The sequence below is a fragment of the Comamonas sp. JNW genome (assembly GCF_003105075.1).
Lineage (GTDB): Bacteria > Pseudomonadota > Gammaproteobacteria > Burkholderiales > Burkholderiaceae_C > Comamonas > Comamonas squillarum.
Window position 1 is genome coordinate 45,687 of record NZ_QETI01000015.1, and the last position, 18,985, is coordinate 64,671.

Sequence of the window (18,985 nt, forward strand, 5' to 3'; positions counted from 1 at the left end):
CGATGCAAAAGTTCGATGAGATGTACCAGGGCCTGCCTTATGCAGCAGGTGCCGAAAGAGCGCACTACCAAAGCTATGCCAAATGGCTGCAGCTGCAGCCCTTCGAGAAGATGCAGGCCCTGCGCGAGGAGGCCGAGCTGATATTCCGCCGCGTAGGGATCACCTTTGCGGTTTATGGCGAAAAGGACGAAGACGGCTCGGGCACCGAGCGCCTGATTCCCTTTGATCTGATCCCGCGCATCATCCCCTCGCAGGAGTGGGCCCAGATGCAAAAGGGCCTGGTGCAGCGCGTGGCCGCCCTCAACCGCTTCATCCACGATGTCTACCACGACCAGGAAATTCTGAAGGCCGGCATCATTCCGCGCGACCTGGTGCTGGACAACAGCCAGTACCGGCCCGAGATGCGGGGCGTGCATGTGCCGCTGGACACCTATGCGCATATCGCCGGCATCGATATCGTGCGCGCAGCCGAGGTGGACGGCAGCGGCACCTACTATGTGCTCGAAGACAACCTGCGGGTGCCTTCGGGCGTGTCGTACATGCTGGAAAACCGCCGCATGATGATGCGCCTCTTTCCCAGCCTGTTCAGCAGCCATGCGGTGGCGCCGGTGGCGCATTACCCGGATATGCTGCTCGACACCTTGCGTGCCAGCGCGCCCAACCAGGCGGCCAACAACCCCACGGTGGTGGTGCTGACGCCGGGCATGTACAACAGCGCCTACTTTGAGCATGCCTTCCTCGCCCAGCAGATGGGCGTGGAGCTGGTCGAAGGCCAGGACCTGCTGGTGCGCGATGATGTGGTCTACATGCGCACCACGCAGGGTCTGCAGCGGGTGGATGTGATCTACCGCCGTGTCGATGACGACTTTCTCGACCCCACCGTTTTCCGCTCCAGCTCCACCCTGGGTTGCGCCGGCTTGATGCGCGCCTACCGCAAGGGCAATGTGGCCATCTGCAATGCAGTGGGCACGGGCGTGGCCGATGACAAATCGGTCTACCCCTATGTGCCGGCGATGATCCGCTTCTACCTGGGCGAAGAGGCCATCCTGAAGAACGTGCCGACCTGGATGTGCCGCAAGCCCGATGACCTGGCCTATGTGCTGGACCACCTCGATGAGCTGGTGGTCAAGGAGGTGCATGGCGCTGGCGGCTACGGCATGCTGATCGGCCCGGCCTCCACGCGCGCCGAGATCGAGGCCTTCCGCGCGGTGCTCAAGGCCAAGCCCAATGGCTATATCGCCCAGCCCACTTTGAGCCTCTCGAGCAGCCCCACCTATGTGGAAAGCGGCATTGCGCCGCGCCACATCGATCTGCGCCCCTTTGTGCTGAGCGGCAAGGAGGTGCAGATGGTGCCCGGGGGCCTCACGCGCGTGGCGCTCAAGGATGGATCGCTGGTGGTCAACTCCTCGCAAGGCGGGGGCACCAAGGACACCTGGGTGCTGCGCGGCCCGGAGGACGATTACAGCGAATGGGATGGCATGCAGCAGTGAACCCGGAGGTTCCTGTTTGAAAGCCATCCATCTGCCTAGCGAAAGAATGTCACTATGTTGAGCCGAACCGCCGATCACCTCTACTGGATGTCCCGCTACACCGAGCGGGCAGAGAACACAGCCCGCATGCTCAATGTGAGCTACGAGACCTCCATGCTGCCGCAGTCCGCGACCGCAGCGACCAAGGCCTGGCAAAGCGTGCTGTCCATCAGCGAGCTGCTGCCTGCCTACTATGAGCGCCATGACGAGATCACCCTCGATGGGGTGCTGCACTTCATGGTGCGCGACGAGACCAATACCTCATCGATCTACAGCTGCCTGCTGGCCGCGCGCGAGAACGCGCGTGCCGTGCGTGGCGCCTTGACCACCGAGGCCTGGGAGACGCAGAACCTGACCTGGCTCGATATGAACCGGCTGTTCAAGGCCAAGAAGTTCGAGACCGATCCGGCCAAGTTCTTCGAGTGGGTCAAGCACCGCTCGCACCTCTCGCGCGGTGTGGTCTCGGGCACGATGCTGCAAGACGATGCCTTTTTGTTCTTGCGCCTGGGCACCTTCATCGAGCGGGCCGACAACACGGCCCGCCTCCTGGATGTGCGTTTCCATGCCGTCAAGAACGACTACCACGGCTCCTACCAGCCGGGCAAGGGCAGCCAGCCCTCGGACTTCTACCACTGGAGCGCGATCTTGCGCAGCGTCTCGGCCTTCGAGGTCTACCGCAAGGTCTACCGCAATGTGATCACGCCCGAGCGTGTGGCCGAGATGCTGATCCTGCGGCGCGACATGCCGCGCTCCTTGCATGCCAGCATGTACGAGGTGGTGCAGATTCTGCAGGCCGTTGCCAACGACCACTCGGCCGAAACCCAGCGCCAGGCCGGCCTGCTCCTGGCCGAGCTGCAGTATGGCCGCATCGATGAGCTGCTGGCCACCGGCCTGCATGCCTTCCTGGTGCGCTTTCTGGAGCGCGTGCATGCGCTGGGCGGCCGCATTGGCCAGGATTTTCTGGCGACCACGGAGCCGGTGGCTGCCTGATGGTCCGGCTGGCCAGAAAGGCAAAAGGCTGCGGTTGTCATCGCAGCCTTTTTTGCATCCACCGAGCGGGCATTTTGCTGCCCGCGATCCAGGTGATCGGTGGCGATCAGTAGCGGTAGGTCGCAGTCAGCAGGAAGTTGCGGCGCTCGCCGTAGAAGCAGTCGCCGCGTGAGAGGCACTGTGTGATCACGACCTTGTCAGTCAGGTTGTTGGCATGGAAGGCCAGGCGCCAGTCACCGCTGTCATAAGCCACCATGGCATCGGTCAGCAGCGAGGAGGGCGTGTCGATGGCGCTGGTGCCCGACCACTGCGAGCCGGTGTAGCGCATGCCCGCGCCCACACTCCAGCCGCCGCGCCCCTGGCTGGCAAAGCGGTGCATCAGCCAGCTCGATGCCATGTGGCGCGAGACGGCAGCCACGCGCTGGCCCTGGTCGCCCGCATTGCTGCGGCTGATCTTGGCGTCGGTATAGGCATAGGCGACGGTCCAGTCCCAGCTTTTGGCCAGGCTGGCGGTCATCTCGGCTTCAAAGCCCTGGGTCTTGACTTCACCCAGCTGCAGGCTGTTGAGCGGGTTGGCCGGGTCATTGGTCTTGCGGTTTTGCTCGCGCAGGCTGTAGACGGCCGCATAGCCCGAGATGCCCCGGCCTTCGGGAATCCACTTCACACCGGCTTCGACCTGCTTGCCGCGCTGCGGTTTGTAGGGCGTGCCGTAAAAGTCCACGCCGCCCAGTGGCTGGAAGGACTCGGTATAGCTGACATAAGGCGCCCAGCCGCCGCCGGCCTGGTAGGTCAAGCCTACGCGCTTGGTCCAGGCCGAATCGTCGGCAGCGGCTGCGGGCCGGCCTTCGGTCTCGGTCTTGGCATGGTCGCGGCGCAGGCCCGCCGTGGCGCTCCAGTCGCCCCAGCGCAGCTGGTCCTGCAGGTAGAAGCCCAGCTGGCGCTGCGACACATTGGGCGCCTGCACCAATTGCGATGCCGTGGGCGGCGTGAACGAGCCGTAGACCGGGTTGTAGACATCGAGCGGTGTGCCCAGCGCGCGCCAGCTCGCCTGGCTGGTGGTATTGCGCTGCCAGTCCATACCGGCCAGCAGCGTGTGCTGCACATCACCGGTCTGCAGCTTGCCTTCGAGCTGGGTATCGACCAGCAGCATGCGGCCGCCATTGACCTGCCAGACGGCATCGCGCTGCACGGTGCGGCCATCGGGATCGAACACCGGCCGGGCAGGGCGGCCCGCTGCGGCGTTGGCGGCAAAGCTGGTGTAGAGCGTGCGGTAGTCCACCTCGCTGGTGGTGCGGCGCAGGTTCTGGCGCAGGGTCCAGCTGTCGTTCAGCTGGTGGCTGAACAGGTAGCCAAAGGACTTGTTCTCGGAATCGTACTTGTCAAAGTTGGGCTCGCTGATGAAGGTGTTGGTCGGAATCTGGCCGTAGGGGCTGGACAGGCGCGTGCCTTGCCAGGGGAAGAACTGGGTGATCGAGCCACTCTTGTCCTTGTGGTACATGGCCTGCAAGGTCAGCGAGGTGCCGGCAAAGGGCTTGAAAGTGAGCGACGGCGCAATGACCAGGCGGTCGTCCTTGACATGGTCGACCTGGGTGTTGCTGTCACGGCCCACCGCCACCAGGCGGTAGAGCCAGCGCCCGTCGTCGTCGATGGGGCCGGTGATATCGCTGGCAATCTGCTTGCGGCTGTGGCTGCCCAGCTGAACCTGCAGCTCGCGCTGGGGCTGGTCCAGCGGGCGTTTGCTGGTCAGGTTGAGCACGCCGCCCACGCTGCCCTGGCCATACAGCACCGAAGAGGGGCCGCGCAGAAACTCGACCCGCTCCAAGGTATAGGGTTCGACCTTGATGTTGTTGTAGGTGCCATAGGTGCGCAGCAGGCCATCCTGGTACTGGCTGACATCGCCGCCGCGCGCCTTGAAGCTGTCGACGCGGTTGTCGAAATAGCTGGAGTTGATGCCCGCTGCATAGCGTGTGGTCTCGCGCAGGGTCGTCACGCCCTGGGCTTCAAACTGGTCGCGCGTCACCACGCTGATCGCTTGCGGGGTCTCGATCAGCGGGGTGTCGGTCTTGGTGGCCGAGATGGCGCGTTTGGCGACAAAGCCTTTGACCGGGCCGGTGGCTGTCTCGGCCTCGGTCTCACCCTGCACGGTGATGGGGGCGAGCGTGGTTTCTGCCGGCGTAGCAGTTACCGGTTGCGTGCTTTGTGCCAATGCGTTGCCGCCCCAGCAGGCCAGGGCAGCCCACATGGCCGTGTGTAAAGCGGTGTGCAGCGCACGCGGCGCGGCTGATGGGATAGCGGTGTCAGACATGGTAATCGGGTGTTGAACGCGGAAAACGGCGCGCTGAAAGGGTCAGCACTTGAGCTTTACCGGGCCTGACCGCTGCCATGCAGGGAGGCTGCGCTGTGGATGCAGGTGCTGGCATCCAAGGCGTCCAACTGCGGCCTGTAGACCGCGAGGCGAAGGGATAGTCGTGCACGCAGCATGGCAGTGTGGGGTGACCCGGTGCGCTGGCTGGCATCGGTAAACAAACGATGCTGGCGTGCGAAGAAAGATGAACGCGCAGTGTAATAGAAGTTGTGAATGATTATTGTTTAACCATCAATGCAAGCAGGTTTGTGCGGCAGATACAACAAAAAGGACCCGAAGGTCCTTTTTGCGTGGCGTTGCTGGAGGCGGGGCTTATTCGACCTCGCCCATGATGGACTGCAGGTAGTTCTGGATGCCGACCTTGTCGATCAGGTCCAGTTGGGTTTCGAGAAAATCGATGTGCTCTTCGGTGTCGTCCAGGATCTTTTGCAGCAGGTCGCGCGAGACATAGTCACGCACGCTTTCGCAGTGGGCGATGCCATCCTTGATGGTGGCTTGGGCGGCTTGCTCCAGGCGCAGGTCACAGGCCAGTGCCTCCGGCACGTCTTCACCGATCTGCAGCTTGCCCAGGTCCTGCAGGTTGGGCAGGCCGTCGAGCATGAAGATGCGGTCCATCAGCCAGTCGGCATGCTTCATCTCGCCAATGGATTCCTCGTATTCCTTCTTGGCCAGCTTGTCCAGACCCCAGTGCTTGTACATGCGGTAATGCAGAAAATACTGGTTGATCGCGGTGAGTTCGTTTTTCAGCTGCGCTTGCAGAAAACCGATGGCTTTGGGATCGCCTTTCATGGTGGGCTCCTTCTCTTGTGTCATTAACGGGTGTTGGGGCTATTGTCCTTGCGAAAGGTCAAGCAACCAAACCCAGCGGTGCTTATCCCCCGTGCTTTTGCTCTGGCTGCGTGTAAGGCTGAGTCGTGTTCTCATTTGACGCAGCCCGTCCCTTGCTTGCATGATGCGGCTTGCTGCAGCGCAACTGCGCTGTCATGGCGCTGTGCTAAGTTGCAGCGAACAAGGCGTGCTGCACTGCGCAGGCTTGCAAAATAGGCACCAGCCCGCATATAGCTATCTGCCTTGGGTCAGTGCTTGAATAATAGCTTGTTTAAATCTAAATGATTGTATTAATTGAATTGCTCAATTATGAAGATCTTTCTACACTGACTCCTGTCAATCGTTTTTTACTCAACAGAAGGAAACCACCATGTCCGTACTCAACAGCAAGATCAAGCCTTTCGCGACGCAAGCATTCAAGGATGGCAAGTTCATCGAAGTGACCGAAAAAGACGTCCTGGGCAAGTGGGCTGTGTTCTTCTTCTACCCTGCTGACTTCACCTTTGTCTGCCCCACCGAACTGGGCGATGTGGCCGACCACTACGCTGAGCTGCAAAAGCTGGGCGTGGAAGTCTATTCCGTCTCGACCGACACCCATTTCGTGCACAAGGCCTGGCACGACACCTCGGACACCATCGCCAAGATCAAGTACACCATGCTGGGTGACCCAACCTGGCAAATCAGCCAGAACTTCGACTGCCTGCGCGAAGGCCAAGGCCTGGCAGACCGTGCCACCTTCATCGTTGATCCAGAAGGCGTGATCCAGGCGATGGAAATCACCGCTGAAGGCATCGGCCGCAATGCAGAAGACCTGCTGCGCAAGATCAAGGCTGCCCAGTACGTGGCATCGCACCCCGGTGAAGTCTGCCCTGCCAAGTGGCAAGAAGGCGAAAAGACCCTGGCTCCATCGCTGGACCTGGTTGGCAAGATCTAAGCTGTTAATCACTGCTGCAATTCCAACGTAGTAGACGCCCGGGTGCCTGGCGCCCGGGCTTTGTTTTTTGAAAAGTGCTGCAACGCCCCAAGGCGGGCCACGAGAAGTTTGAAGGAAGTCCCATGCTCGACAACACCATGAAAGCCCAACTGAAAGCCTACCTGGAGCGCTTGACCAAGCCCGTCGAGCTGGTGGCGACCCTGGATGACGGTGACAAGTCGAAAGAAGTGCGCCAGCTGCTGGCCGATATCAAAGAACTGAACGACAAGATCACGGTGGTCGAAGACAATGCGGCCGATGTGCGCAAGCCGTCTTTCCTGATCACCAACCCGGGCACCGATGTCGGCGTGCGTTTCGCCGGTGTGCCGCTGGGCCATGAATTCACCTCGCTGGTGCTGGCGCTGCTGCAAGTGGGCGGCCACCCCTCGAAGGAGTCCGCTGAGCTGCTCGAGCAGGTCAAGAACATCGACACACCGCTGCACTTCGAGACCTTCTACTCGCTGTCCTGCCACAACTGCCCGGACGTCGTGCAGGCGCTGAACCTGATGTCCGTGCTCAACCCCAAGATCACGCACACCGCGATCGATGGCGGCCTGTTCCAAAAGGAAGTGCAAGAGCGCGAAATCATGGGCGTGCCCACCGTGTTCGTCAACGGCCAGCGTTTTGGCCAGGGCCGCATGGAGCTCGCCGAGATCGTTGCCAAGGTCGATACCGGCGCGGCAGCCCGCGAGGCGCAGAAGATTTCGGCCAAGGACGCCTTTGATGTGCTGATTGTCGGCGGTGGCCCCGCAGGCGCAGCCGCTGCGATCTATGCGGCACGCAAGGGCATCCGTACCGGCATTGCCGCCGAGCGTCTGGGCGGCCAGGTGCTCGACACCGTGGATATCGAGAACTTCATCTCCGTGAGCAAGACCGATGGCCCCAAGTTTGCGGCCGCGATGGAGAGCCATATCCGCGACTACGAAGTCGACATCATGAATCTGCAGACTGCCAAGTCCCTGACGCCCGCAGCGCAGGGGGGCGGCATGATCGAGATCGAGACCGAGTCGGGTGCCAAGCTCAAGGCCCGCACGGTGATCCTGTCGACCGGCGCGCGCTGGCGCAACATGAATGTGCCCGGTGAGGATACCTACCGCACCAAGGGCGTGACCTACTGCCCGCACTGCGATGGCCCGCTTTTCAAGGGCAAGCCCGTGGCGGTGATCGGTGGCGGCAACTCCGGTGTCGAGGCGGCCATTGACCTGGCCGGTGTGGTCCAGCACGTGACCTTGCTGGAGTTTGCCGCCGAGCTGAAGGCCGATGCCGTGCTGCAGCGCAAGCTGCGCAGCCTGCCCAATGTGACGGTCATCCTGAATGCGCAGACCACCGAAGTGAACGGTGACGGCAAGAAGGTGACGGGCCTGACCTACAAGGACCGCACGAACGACGAGATCAAGACCGTCGCGCTCGAAGGCATCTTTGTGCAGATCGGCCTGCTGCCCAACACCGGCTGGCTCAAGGATACCGTGCAGCTGACCCCGTTTGGCGAGATCGAGATCGACGCCAAGGGCCACACCAACCTGCCCGGCGTGTTTGCCGCTGGTGACTGCACCAATGTGCCGTACAAGCAGATCGTCATCGCCGCAGGTGCCGGTGCGACTGCCGCACTGAGCGCGTTTGACCACCTGATCCGCACCACGGCTCCGGCTGCCTGATCTGCCGGATCAGCGCTGAAATAACAATGCCCCGAAACCACAAGGTTCGGGGCATTGCTACATCTAGAGGGGCCGAGGTGGCTCAGCCAGTCCAAGCAGGGCTAGCGGTGGCGTGGCGGTTTAACCCTGCTTGCCGATGAGGAGGTACTCCATCAACGCCTTTTGCACATGCATGCGGTTTTCGGCCTCGTCCCAGACGACCGACTGCGGGCCGTCGATGACCTCGGCCTGCACCTCTTCGCCCCGGTGGGCGGGCAGGCAGTGCATGAAGAGGGCGTCCTTCTTGGCCACGGCCATCATGTCGAGGTCCACGCACCAGTCGGCAAAGGCCTTCTTGCGCTTTTCGTTTTCCTCTTCATAGCCCATGCTGGTCCACACATCGGTGGTGACCAGGTCCGCGCCCTTGCAGGCCTCTTGCGGGTCGCTGAACAGCTGGTAGCAGCCCTTGTCGTAGGCGCGGCCGCTGAAGGCCAGTTGCTCGTCGATGCCGTAGCCGCTGGGCGTGCTGACATGGACCTTGAAGCCCAGCAGGTTGGCTGCCTGCAGCCAGGTGTTGGCCATGTTGTTGCCATCACCCACCCAGGCGACCGTCTTGCCCTGGATCGAGCCGCGGTGCTCGATAAAGGTGAAGATGTCAGCGAGGATCTGGCAGGGATGGAACTCGTTGGTCAGGCCATTGATGACCGGCACGCGCGAGTGCGCTGCAAAGCGCTCGATCTTGTCCTGGCCGAAGGTGCGGATCATCACCAGATCGGTCATGCGGCTGATCACGCGCGCGCTGTCCTCGATGGGCTCGGCGCGGCCCAGCTGGCTGTCGCCGGTGGTCAGGTGCACCACCGAGCCGCCCAGCTGGTACATGCCGGCCTCAAAGCTCACGCGCGTGCGCGTGCTGGCCTTCTCGAAGATCATCGCCAAGGTGCGGTCGGCCAGGGTGTGGTGGGTCACATAGCCCTTGAACTTCTGCTTGATCAGCGCCGCGCGCTTGAGCAGGTATTCGTATTCGTCAGCCGTGAAATCCTGGAATTGCAGATAGTGTTTCATTGCGTTCTCTTCTGGCCTTATTGGCCTGCCAGGAAGGATTTGACCAGCGGTACGAGCTTGGCGACGATCTCATCGGCCTCGGCTTCGGTCAGGATCAGCGGTGGCACGATGCGGATCACGGTGTCGGCGGTCACGCTGAACAGCAGGCCGGCTTCTTGCACGCCGCGCGTGATCAGCTCGCCGCAAGGCTTGTTCAGCTCCACGCCGATCATCAGGCCCTGGCCGCGCACTTCGACAAAGCCGGGCGTGCCCGCCAGCGCCTCGTTCAGCGCGGCCTGGAGGTAGTCGCCCACCTTGGTGGCATTGGCCAGCAGGCCTTCTTCTTCCATGATGGCAATGGTTTCCACACCGGCGCGCATGGCCAGCGGGTTGCCGCCAAAGGTGGTGCCGTGGTTGCCTGGCTGCAGCACCTTGGCCGCCTTGGGGCCGGCGACGACCGCGCCGACTGGCACGCCCGAGCCCAGGCCCTTGGCCAGCGACATCACATCGGGCACGATGCCGGCCCACTGGTGGGCAAACCACTTGCCGCTGCGGCCCATGCCGGCCTGGATTTCATCGACGATGAACAGCCAGTCCTTGGCGTCGCACAGCGCACGCACCTGCTTCATGAAGTCGGCGCGCATTGGGTGCAGGCCGCCTTCGCCCTGGATGGGCTCCATCATCACGCCGACAATATTGGAGTTGCCTTCGGTCGCTTCCTGCAGCGCGACGAAGTCATTGGCCGGCACGCGCAGAAAACCGTCGAGCAGCGGGCCAAAGCCGTTGCGAACCTTGGGGTTGGCAGTAGCGCTCATCGTGGCAATCGAGCGGCCATGGAAGGCATGGTCGAACACGACGATCACCGGCTTTTCGATGCCCTTGTCCACGCCGTACTTGCGCGCGATCTTGATCGATGCCTCGTTCGCTTCCAGACCGGTGGAGCAGAAAAAGACATTGGTCATCTTCGAGCGTTCGACCAGCAGGGCTGCGAGCTTTTCCTGGCCGGGCACATAGTAGTAGTTGCTGGTGTGGATCAGCTTGGTCATCTGGTCGTGCAGCGCGGCGACCAGCTTGCCGTGGTTGTGGCCCAGCGTGTTGACGGCGATGCCGCCCAGCGCATCGAGGTATTCCTTGCCGTTGACATCCCACACACGCACGCCCTGGCCTCGCTCCAGTGCGACCGGCACGCGGCCATAGGTAGTCATCACATGGGGCTCAGAAGGCTTGACGGTGTCTTGCATGGAAATCTCCGGAAAAAAGAAACAGAATCAAAAAATCCGCCATGGCCCCACGCCCCTATGGCATGGCACCAGCGGAAGTCCCATTCTAGGGGCTGCGTAGCGACAGACTAGTGAAGAATGCGCATCACAGAATCGCAGTGGAGCCAGAGCGCGGGCGAGGCCCAATCTCGGCAAGCTAGACTACGCAGCGCTAAGAACCTGGTCAAAGTCTCTACGCAGCCGCGTTGGAGTGCAACCGGGATGAGTTCGAAGGGCTGGTCCGCAGCTTGCACCGGGGTGCAAGCAAGGGCCAGCGCGCAGAAATCGCCCGATTTCACTCCAACCCGTAGGGACAGTGGCTTTGCGGCCGCCCGGGCAGGGGCGGTCTGCGTTGTTGCAAATCCTCGCAATAGCTGAGCTATTGCTGCGGTGTTGCGCCTAGCATCCCATCCCGCAAAGACACTGTCGCGGCGCGAGGAGACTTTGAACAGTTTCTATGGCTTGGGCATATCCGCTGCGGCGGCCCTGGCATGCTGCGCAAAGTTATGCACTTCTTGCATTTGATGATGTTTTGAACTTATGCCTTGCGCGTGCGTATCTCTTATATAAGAGTTAAAATACGGGTTTGGCCTGAGGCAGTGATCCTGTGCTCAGGCGTCTATCAGAGGCTTCCATCCCATGGTTTCTCCCACATCTCAAGAAGTTTTCATTCTGGGCCTGACCCAGAATGGCAAGACCTTTCGCCCCAGTGACTGGGCGGAGCGTCTGGCGGGGGTGATGAGCCAGTTTCGTCCCGGCGGCATGCGCCGTGGTGGTCATCTGGGCTATTCGCCCTGGTGTGTTCCCACGACGATGAATGGCGCCAAATGCGTGATTGTCAAGCGGGAGTTGCAGGTGCACGAGCCGATGGCCTGGGACTTTGTGATGAACTTTGCGCGCGACAATGGCCTGCAGACCACCGATGCCTGCCTGATTCCGGAGGCGCCAGGCCACACTGGCGGCCCCGCCAGTCCGGCCGGCAGCACCGGCAACACCACCACCAAGGCCTGAGTTTTCAGGCCTTTTTTGCGGGCCGGTATTTGGCTTGGTGCGCGTGCCAGCGGTGCATCGGCTGCCCCATGGGCGCTATGCATGGGCGCCTAGTCTGCTGGGCTGGGCGCAGGGTGGCCCTTCTCACCCGGCGCTGCAAAGAAACGGCAGGTACAACGAAAAAAGCCGTCTTGCGACGGCTTTTTAGTTCACTGAGAGCGCACCCGTTACAAACGGCGGGCAAGGGATCCTGCCCGTGCGATTGCCTAATGGGCTTAGGCGGCCAGTGCCAGGGCCTTGACCTTGGCAGCAATGCGGCTCTTATCGCGAGCAGCCTTGTTCTTGTGGAAGATGCCCTTGTCGGCGATCGTGTCCAGCACGGATTGCGCCTTGGCAAACAGTTCGGTGGCCTTGGTCTTGTCGCCAGCGGCAACAGCCTTTTCCACGTTCTTGATAGCGGTACGGTACTTGGAACGCAGCGAGGTGTTGGCGGCGTTCAGCTTGATGGTTTGGCGGGCGCGCTTGCGGCCGGATGCCAAACGGGGGTTCTTTTTGACTGGCTTAGATGCCATGATGAGTGTCCTTTGAGTCTGCGGATGTTTTCAGTGAATCGGGCATTATAGCCGCTGTTTACTCAGAAATCCAGATTGCCGCCAATTTCCCGCCAGCGGCGCGGCTACACTGCCCGGGTGTCACTGTTCAAAGCCGCCTCCACCGTCTCCCTGTTTACGCTGCTCTCGCGTATCACAGGGCTTGCCCGCGATCTGCTGATGGCCACCATGTTTGGTGCCAGTGCACTGACCGACGCGTTCAACGTTGCCTTTCGCATTCCCAACCTGTTCAGGCGCCTGTTTGCAGAAGGGGCCTTCAGCCAGGCCTTTGTGCCGGTGTTGGCCACCACCCTGACCAAGGAAGGCGAGGAGCGCACACGTGACTTGGTGCACAGCGTGGCCACGGTGCTGTTCTGGATCTTGGCGCTGACCTGCGTCATCGGGGTGGTGGCCGCGCCCGCGTTGGTCTGGCTGCTGGCCAGTGGCCTGCGCCAGAACCCGCACAGCTATGACGCTGCCGTGCTGATGACGCGCTGGATGTTTCCGTATATCGGCTTCATGTCCCTGGTGGCGCTGGCCGCGGGCGTGCTCAATACCTGGAAGCGCTTTATCGTGCCGGCCTTCACGCCGGTGCTGCTCAATGTCAGCATGATTGTGGCGGCGTTGGCGCTGACGCCCTGGATGCGCAGCCATGGTCTGGAGCCCATCTATGGCATGGCCGTTGGCGTGATGGCCGGCGGCGTGCTGCAGCTGGTCGTGCAGTTTCCTGCGCTGCGCCGCATCGGCATGCTGCCGCGTATTTCGTGCCGGCCCTCGGTCATCAGGCAGGCCTGGTCCGATGCCGGCGTGCGCCGCATCCTGTCGCTGATGGCACCCGCCCTGCTGGGCGTGGGCGTGGCCCAGATCTCTTTGATGATCAACACCCAGATTGCCTCCTACCTGGCGCCGGGCAGCGTCACCTGGCTGTTCTACGCTGACCGCCTGATGGAGTTCCCCACCGCGTTGCTGGGCGTGGCGCTGGGGGTGGTGCTGACGCCGCAGCTGTCATCGGCCAAGGCGGCCGGTGATGATGAGCGCTACGGCGCCATGCTCGACTGGGGCCTGCGCATTGTGGTGCTGCTGGCCGCCCCTTGTGCCGCCGGCCTGCTGGTCTTTGCCAAGCCCCTGGTGGCTGTGCTGTTCCACTACGGCGCGCTCAAGGGCTCGGACGTGAGCCAGATTGCGCTGGCGCTGCAAGGCTATGGCGTGGGCCTATTGGCCATGGTGGCCATCAAGGTGCTGGCGCCTGGCTTCTATGCCAGCCAGGACATCCGCACGCCGGTGAAGATTGCCATCTGTGTGCTGGTGCTGACGCAACTGTTGAATCTGGTGCTGGTGCCTACGATGGCCCATACCGGGCTGGCCTTGTCGATCGGCCTGGGTGCGGTGGTCAATGCGCTGTGGCTGCTGGTGGGCTTGATCCGGCGTGGCAGCTTCCAACCCCGGCCGGGCTGGTGGATCTTTCTGGCCCGGGTGTCGCTGGCCGTCGCGCTGCTGGCCATCTTTCTAGCCTGGGGCGCGCAGATGACCGATTGGGTCGCGCTGGGCGCGCAACGCCTGGAGCGCGTGGGCCTGCTGGCGCTGTGGATGCTGGGGGCCGTGCTGCTGTACTTTGGCGTGCTGGCCTTGTCCGGCCTGAAGCTGCGCGCTATGTTGCGCCGCTGACAGAATAGTTCCCTCTATTAGGGAATATGCGGCTTTTGCGTGATTTCCATCACGCAGACCCTGCTGGCCAGCCCATCTGGTGGTATACATGGAAACCATGGCACTGGCAGCGCCCGAGAGTGCCAGCGATGTATGCGAAGGCGCTGTAGTTGGGATGTGTATGGACTTCCGCTTTTCTATCCCCACACCGTTGGAGCATTTCGAATCGCTGGTCAGCAGTGACGATGGTTTTCCGCTGCTCGAAGCGGCCGCTGCCGTGGCCTGCATCGAATACCCGCAGTTGGACACCCAGCAGGTGCTGCACGAGGTCGACAAGCTGCTGGGCCAGCTGATGGAGAGCCGCGATGCCAGCAGCCGCAGTGCGCTGACGCGGCTCAAGGCGCTCAACCACCGCTTTTATGCCGATTGGGGTTTTCAAGGCAATCCCAATGACTTCTATGCGCTCGACAACAGCTGCCTCAATGCCGTGCTGCACCGCCGGCGCGGCATTCCGGTGTCGCTGGCGGTCATCTGGCTGGAGCTGGCCACCGCTTTGCAGCTGCCCGCGCATGGCATCTGCTTTCCCGGCCATTTTCTGCTCAAGGTGAGCGTGGCAGAAGGGCAGATCGTCCTGGACCCGCTGTCGGGCCAGTCGTTTTCCAGCAATATGCTCGCCGAGATGCTCGAGCCCATGCAAAAGGCGTTTCACCGCGTCGATGAAGACGATGTGCCACTGGGCCTGTATTTGCAGGCCGCCACCCCGCGCGACATCATTGCGCGCATGCTCTCCAACCTCAAGGAGGTCTACCGCAGCGACAAGAACTGGGCCAAGCTCATTGAGGTACAAAACCGGTTGCTGGTGCTGCTGCCCAGCGAATGGACGGAGTTGCGCGACCGGGGCCTGGCTTATGCAGAGCTGGGCGTGCATGACCGGGCCCGGGAAGATCTGCAAACCTACCTGAACCAGACCGGCAATCCAGAAGATGCGGCCTATATACGTGCGGCTTTGTTAGATTTGCAACGAATGTAACGTATGGCGTAGTTTTGACATTTCCTTGTCATTCTGTCGTCACACAATTTCGGCAAGATAGCGGCACTAGGGATGCGCCACTATGAAAGATCGATTGGGAATTTCACCAGAAGACGTCATGCACAAGATTGCGCGTGATGTGATGGATGATTACGACGAGTCTCTGGAGCTCGAGATGGAAGACGGAATGCTGGGCGCGCCGTTCGCCGCAGGGATGACGGAGCATGACTACCAGTACTTCCGCGAGCTCTTGAGGCTGCAGGGCGAGCTGGTCAAGCTGCAGGATTGGGTGCAGCACACCGGCCAGAAGGTGGTGGTGCTGTTCGAGGGGCGCGATGCCGCAGGCAAGGGCGGTGTGATCAAGCGCATCACCCAGCGCCTCAACCCCCGCGTGGTGCGCGTGGCAGCCTTGCCGGCCCCCAACGACCGCGAGCGCACGCAGTGGTACTTCCAGCGCTATGTGGCACACCTGCCCGCCGCTGGCGAGATCGTGCTGTTTGACCGCAGCTGGTACAACCGCGCTGGTGTCGAAAAGGTCATGGGCTTTTGCACCAACGACCAGTACGAAGAGTTCTTCCGCACCGTGCCTGAGTTTGAGAAGATGCTCGTGCGCTCGGGGATCTTGCTGGTCAAATACTGGTTCTCGATCAGTGACGAAGAGCAGCACCTGCGCTTCCTGGGGCGTATCCATGACCCGCTCAAGCAGTGGAAGCTCTCGCCGATGGACCTGCAAAGCCGCGTCCGCTGGGAGGAATACACCAAGGCCAAGGAAGTGATGCTGGAGCGCACCCACATTCCTGAGGCACCCTGGTGGCTGGTGCATGCCGATGACAAGAAAAAAGCGCGCCTCAACTGCATCGCGCACTTCCTGGCCCAGGTGCCCTACACCGATGTGGACCATGAGAATGTCGTGCTACCCGACCGGATCCGCCATCCGGACTACAGCCGCCTGCCCGTGCCCGCTTCCATGTATGTTCCGGAAGTCTATTAAGAGCCGGCAACACGACCCAGCAAACCGAAGGTTTGCGGTTGAGACTAGGCGTCCCCGACTAGGCGTCCCCGACTAGGCGTCCCCGACTAGGCGTCCTGCCGCAGGCAGTACAGTAGTACGACAAGGCAGGGCGCGGCCGGCGAGGCAACGACGTATCAAGGGTTGTGTTACGGCTCTAATTAAGATTTCGGATCATTCAACACAAAGAGCCTCGGTTTTATCACCGAGGTTTTTTTACGCCTGTGTTGTGCCGATACTGGCAGAGCGCCCATCGGTTATCGACGGCATGGCCGTAGGGAAAGTTGGCCGATCCAGGTGCTGGTCACATGGGGGGCGCCTGCAGGCGGCGAAGCCGTGTTGAGGAGATACCGTCGTCCAGCAGCATCTCTTGCGCATGGGGGGCTTGAAGGTGCCCGGCGCGGTGCTTGTGGCGAAGAGAGCGTGGGTAGGCATCCGCACCCCGTTCAAAGGTGCAACGCCACAGAGGCGGGTGTTAGATCAGCCGCGCCGCAAACAGCTCTTTTTTCAGATAGGCGTAAAAGAGTGGCGCCGCCACGAGCCCGGCAGGGCCAAAAATGGCCTCGGCAACAAACATCACCGACAGCAACTCCCAGACGCCCATATGCGTCTTGGCGCCGACGACCTTGGCATTGATCAGGTACTCGGCCTTGTGGATCAGCACCAGGAAAGCCAGGCAGGCGACGGCGGTCAGCGGCGAGACTGACAGGCCCACGGTGGTGATGACGGCATTGCAGACCAAGTTGCCGACGATGGGGATCAGACCACCAAAAAAGGTCAGCATGATGAGCGCGCCGCTATAGGGCAGGCGCATATTGATCAGCGGCAGAATGCCCAGCAGGAAGATGGCGGTCAGCACCGTGTTGAAGAGGGCGATCCAGAACTGGGCTGCGACAATCTGGCGGAATGCATCGCCAAAGCGCTGCACGCGCAGCTGCAGCTGGTAGGCCAGTGGCGCGTGGGAATGGCGGCTGTGGCGCACGGCGGCCAGCGCGCCAATCAACAGGCCCACAAACACATAGAGCAGGCCGGTGAGCCAGAGCCGGCCCATATTGGCAATGGCACCTGCCTTGGTGCCCAGGTATTCGGCAGCGCGCTGCTGCAGGTCCTGTACCCCATCGGGCAGCACATTGGCCAGCTCGGGCGGCAGCTTGCTGCGCAGGTCCAGCAAGGTCTTGGCCATCGAGACCAGCATCTCGCGGTACTGCTGCGGTGCGTTGAGCAGATAGCCTTGGGAGTGGATCAGGCCCAGCGTGACCAGCACCACCGGCACCACCAGCACGATGGTGACGGCCAGGTATTCCATCCACAGGGGAGGGGGCGTGTTCAGCGAGGTGGGCAGGCGGCTCAACTCTCGGATCTTGTGCACCAGAAACAAGGTGAAGGTGTAGCCGGCGCAGGCGGCCAAGAGGCCCACGAGCAGGCCATTGAGCATGATCAGCAGCAAGGCCGCAGCCATCAGCACATAGGAGGCCACCCTGACGCCCCAATGCGCAGGAGGCGGCCGCCAAACATGCGGCTGGTCCCCAGCGCCGCTGGCCGGCTGGCCGGGTGCGGGGCTGTTGGACGGGGACTTTGCGGAATCCGGTTGCATGGTAGGCCATCCATCTGAGCGAGTCGGAAGGCCAGAATATGGCCCTTGCTGCGCGCAGGGCAGACGGCTTGGTGCGCCTGCCCTGCCGGGGAAGCTTAGCGCACCGTGACCGCAGCCTCAGCGCCACGGGGGCCGATGCTGCCAATCGTCCACACTTGTTCACCAAGGGCGGAGAAGGCGTCCTTGACGGCCTGCTCGCTTTCTGCGGGAACGACCACCACCATGCCGATGCCGTTGTTGAAGGTACGGTTCATCTCGATGTCATCGATGCCGGCGGTCTTTTGCAGCCAGGCAAACAGCTCGGTCTGGGGCCAGCTGCCCTTGACCAGCTGCGCGCCCAGGCCTTCGGGCAGCACGCGGGGAATGTTCTCCAGCAGGCCGCCGCCGGTGATGTGCGCCAGCGCCTTGATGGGCTGCGCGGCCAGCACCTTGAGCACATTGAGCACGTAGAGGCGCGTGGGCTCCATGATGGCGTTCTTGAAGGGCTTGCCGTCGAGCGTCTCGGGCAGGCCGCCTTGGCTTTGTGCGCGCTCGATGCACTTGCGCACCAGCGAGAAGCCGTTCGAATGCACGCCATGCGAGGCCAGGCCCAGCACCACGTCGCCGGCTTGCACATTCTGGCCGGTCAGGATCTTGCTTTTCTCGACCGCGCCGACGGCAAAACCGGCCAGGTCGTATTCGCCGTCCGGGTACATGCCGGGCATCTCGGCGGTTTCACCACCGATCAGCGCGCAGCCCGACAGCTCGCAGCCCTTGGCGATACCGCCCACCACGGCCGCTGCCGTGTCCACATCGAGCTTGCCGCAGGCAAAGTAGTCGAGGAAGAACAGGGGCTCGGCGCCTTGCACCAGCACGTCGTTGACGCTCATGGCCACCAGGTCGATGCCCACGGTGTCATGCATATTCCATTCAAAGGCCAGGCGCAGCTTGGTGCCCACGCCGTCGGTGCCGGACACCAGCACCGGCTCCTTGTAGCGCTTGGGCACTTCAAACAGCGCGCCAAAACCACCGATACCCGCCATCACGCCTTCGCGCATGGTTTTCTTGGCCAGGGGCTTGATGCGCTCGACCAGCGCGTCGCCAGCGTCAATATCAACGCCAGCGTCTTTGTACGAAAGGGGGGTGGAGGAATTGGAAGAGCTCATGAGGGACTACAAAGGCAATAAAGCTGACAAGCTGACCCAACGGGGGCCAGAAACGCCGATTTTATGTCGCAAGCCATACCCGAGGGGGCAGAATGCCCGTCCGGTGTGCACTGTTACCGCCAAAGCGCGCAGGGGCGGCCTGCTTTGTGGCCGATTTCATGCATAAATGGGGCAGAGGGGCCTTTTGTGTCACACAGCCGTGACTACCGACTAAAATCAACGGGTTTGCATGTAGGGCCCTGGCCACTGCATAACCGAGCAGGGGCGCCCCAAGTTGGCGCGCATCGCGCCAACCACACTGAACGCTTTCTTTCATTGAACGCAGCCATGCGTGAGATTTCCTTTTATCTGATGACCCACAACG

General features: G+C 61.9%; 15 protein-coding genes. 8 read left to right on the forward strand and 7 right to left on the reverse strand.

The genetic code is table 11. The features are described from left to right. Positions 1 to 2 precede the first annotated feature (2 nt). A complete protein-coding gene (locus DCO45_RS18795) occupies positions 3 to 1,490 on the forward strand; it encodes a circularly permuted type 2 ATP-grasp protein (RefSeq protein ID WP_116927257.1) in 1,488 nt (495 codons plus the stop codon). A 54-nt stretch (positions 1,491 to 1,544) separates the two neighbouring features. Then, positions 1,545 to 2,519, forward strand: a complete 975-nt coding sequence (locus DCO45_RS18800) for an alpha-E domain-containing protein (protein ID WP_021025531.1) — start codon at positions 1,545 to 1,547, stop codon at positions 2,517 to 2,519. Between the two features lie 106 nt (positions 2,520 to 2,625). Here DCO45_RS18800 and DCO45_RS18805 read toward each other — a convergent pair whose 3' ends face one another. Both DCO45_RS18805 and bfr read right to left on the reverse strand, forming a co-directional pair. Beyond that, the gene (locus DCO45_RS18805) at positions 2,626 to 4,824 is read right to left on the reverse strand and encodes a TonB-dependent siderophore receptor (RefSeq protein WP_182345226.1); all 2,199 of its coding nucleotides are present in this window, start codon (positions 4,822 to 4,824) and stop codon (positions 2,626 to 2,628) included. Positions 4,825 to 5,196: 372 nt separating this feature from the next. Continuing rightward, a complete protein-coding gene (gene bfr, locus DCO45_RS18810) occupies positions 5,197 to 5,673 on the reverse strand; it encodes a bacterioferritin (RefSeq protein WP_116927314.1) in 477 nt (158 codons plus the stop codon). Positions 5,674 to 6,082: 409 nt separating this feature from the next. On the opposite strand from bfr, the gene ahpC reads away from it, so the two are divergent. Both ahpC and ahpF read left to right on the forward strand, forming a co-directional pair. Then, entirely contained in the window at positions 6,083 to 6,646 is a 564-nt protein-coding gene (gene ahpC / locus DCO45_RS18815) for an alkyl hydroperoxide reductase subunit C (RefSeq protein WP_021025534.1), read from the forward strand. 122 nt (positions 6,647 to 6,768) lie between these two features. Then, a complete protein-coding gene (gene ahpF, locus DCO45_RS18820; protein ID WP_116927315.1) occupies positions 6,769 to 8,340 on the forward strand; it encodes an alkyl hydroperoxide reductase subunit F in 1,572 nt (523 codons plus the stop codon). Between the two features lie 120 nt (positions 8,341 to 8,460). Here the strand turns inward: ahpF and argF are convergent, their stop codons facing one another. Together argF and DCO45_RS18830 are read right to left on the reverse strand one after the other, a co-directional pair. Beyond that, entirely contained in the window at positions 8,461 to 9,381 is a 921-nt protein-coding gene (gene argF / locus DCO45_RS18825) for an ornithine carbamoyltransferase (protein ID WP_116927259.1), read from the reverse strand. Positions 9,382 to 9,398: 17 nt separating this feature from the next. Next, complete coding sequence (locus DCO45_RS18830; RefSeq protein ID WP_116927260.1) at positions 9,399 to 10,601, reverse strand: aspartate aminotransferase family protein; 1,203 nt, start codon at positions 10,599 to 10,601, stop codon at positions 9,399 to 9,401. Positions 10,602 to 11,258: 657 nt separating this feature from the next. Here DCO45_RS18830 and DCO45_RS18835 point away from each other — a divergent pair. Then, positions 11,259 to 11,630, forward strand: coding sequence for a DUF3579 domain-containing protein (locus DCO45_RS18835; protein WP_116927261.1), 372 nt, complete (start codon positions 11,259 to 11,261; stop codon positions 11,628 to 11,630). Positions 11,631 to 11,884: 254 nt separating this feature from the next. On the opposite strand, the gene rpsT is transcribed toward DCO45_RS18835, so the two are convergent. Further along, positions 11,885 to 12,184 carry a 30S ribosomal protein S20 gene (gene rpsT, locus DCO45_RS18840; protein ID WP_027010570.1) on the reverse strand — a complete coding sequence of 100 codons (300 nt, stop codon included), beginning with the start codon at positions 12,182 to 12,184 and terminating at the stop codon, positions 11,885 to 11,887. Between the two features lie 114 nt (positions 12,185 to 12,298). Here rpsT and murJ point away from each other — a divergent pair, with 114 nt between their 5' ends. The 3 genes from murJ to ppk2 all read left to right on the forward strand — a co-directional run bounded on the left by murJ (position 12,299) and on the right by ppk2 (position 15,864). Further along, on the forward strand, positions 12,299 to 13,864 hold the full coding sequence (gene murJ / locus DCO45_RS18845) for a murein biosynthesis integral membrane protein MurJ (RefSeq protein WP_116927262.1): 1,566 nt from the start codon (positions 12,299 to 12,301) through the stop codon (positions 13,862 to 13,864). Positions 13,865 to 14,024: 160 nt separating this feature from the next. Beyond that, a complete protein-coding gene (locus DCO45_RS18850) occupies positions 14,025 to 14,873 on the forward strand; it encodes a tetratricopeptide repeat protein (RefSeq protein WP_116927263.1) in 849 nt (282 codons plus the stop codon). Between the two features lie 82 nt (positions 14,874 to 14,955). Next, positions 14,956 to 15,864 (forward strand): polyphosphate kinase 2, encoded by a 909-nt coding sequence (ppk2, locus tag DCO45_RS18855; RefSeq protein ID WP_021025542.1) that lies wholly within the window; start codon positions 14,956 to 14,958, stop codon positions 15,862 to 15,864. A gap of 493 nt (positions 15,865 to 16,357) precedes the next feature. Here the strand turns inward: ppk2 and DCO45_RS18860 are convergent, their stop codons facing one another. Together DCO45_RS18860 and purM are read right to left on the reverse strand one after the other, a co-directional pair. Further along, a complete protein-coding gene (locus tag DCO45_RS18860) occupies positions 16,358 to 17,476 on the reverse strand; it encodes an AI-2E family transporter (protein WP_116927264.1) in 1,119 nt (372 codons plus the stop codon). Positions 17,477 to 17,571: 95 nt separating this feature from the next. Then, on the reverse strand, positions 17,572 to 18,621 hold the full coding sequence (purM, locus tag DCO45_RS18865; protein WP_116927265.1) for a phosphoribosylformylglycinamidine cyclo-ligase: 1,050 nt from the start codon (positions 18,619 to 18,621) through the stop codon (positions 17,572 to 17,574). Between the last annotated feature and the right edge of the window lie 364 nt (positions 18,622 to 18,985).

Bases quoted from the DNA above. Each gene is read 5' to 3' on its own strand.
- DCO45_RS18795 (WP_116927257.1), top strand. From the start codon at position 3: ATGCAAAAGTTCGATGAGATGTACCAGGGCCTGCCTTATGCAGCAGGT.
- DCO45_RS18800 (WP_021025531.1), top strand. From the start codon at position 1,545: ATGTTGAGCCGAACCGCCGATCACCTCTACTGGATGTCCCGCTACACC.
- DCO45_RS18805 (WP_182345226.1), bottom strand. From the start codon at position 4,824: ATGTCTGACACCGCTATCCCATCAGCCGCGCCGCGTGCGCTGCACACC.
- bfr (WP_116927314.1), bottom strand. From the start codon at position 5,673: ATGAAAGGCGATCCCAAAGCCATCGGTTTTCTGCAAGCGCAGCTGAAA.
- ahpC (WP_021025534.1), top strand. From the start codon at position 6,083: ATGTCCGTACTCAACAGCAAGATCAAGCCTTTCGCGACGCAAGCATTC.
- ahpF (WP_116927315.1), top strand. From the start codon at position 6,769: ATGCTCGACAACACCATGAAAGCCCAACTGAAAGCCTACCTGGAGCGC.
- argF (WP_116927259.1), bottom strand. From the start codon at position 9,381: ATGAAACACTATCTGCAATTCCAGGATTTCACGGCTGACGAATACGAA.
- DCO45_RS18830 (WP_116927260.1), bottom strand. From the start codon at position 10,601: ATGCAAGACACCGTCAAGCCTTCTGAGCCCCATGTGATGACTACCTAT.
- DCO45_RS18835 (WP_116927261.1), top strand. From the start codon at position 11,259: ATGGTTTCTCCCACATCTCAAGAAGTTTTCATTCTGGGCCTGACCCAG.
- DCO45_RS18850 (WP_116927263.1), top strand. From the start codon at position 14,025: ATGGACTTCCGCTTTTCTATCCCCACACCGTTGGAGCATTTCGAATCG.
- ppk2 (WP_021025542.1), top strand. From the start codon at position 14,956: ATGAAAGATCGATTGGGAATTTCACCAGAAGACGTCATGCACAAGATT.
- DCO45_RS18860 (WP_116927264.1), bottom strand. From the start codon at position 17,476: ATGCAACCGGATTCCGCAAAGTCCCCGTCCAACAGCCCCGCACCCGGC.
- purM (WP_116927265.1), bottom strand. From the start codon at position 18,621: ATGAGCTCTTCCAATTCCTCCACCCCCCTTTCGTACAAAGACGCTGGC.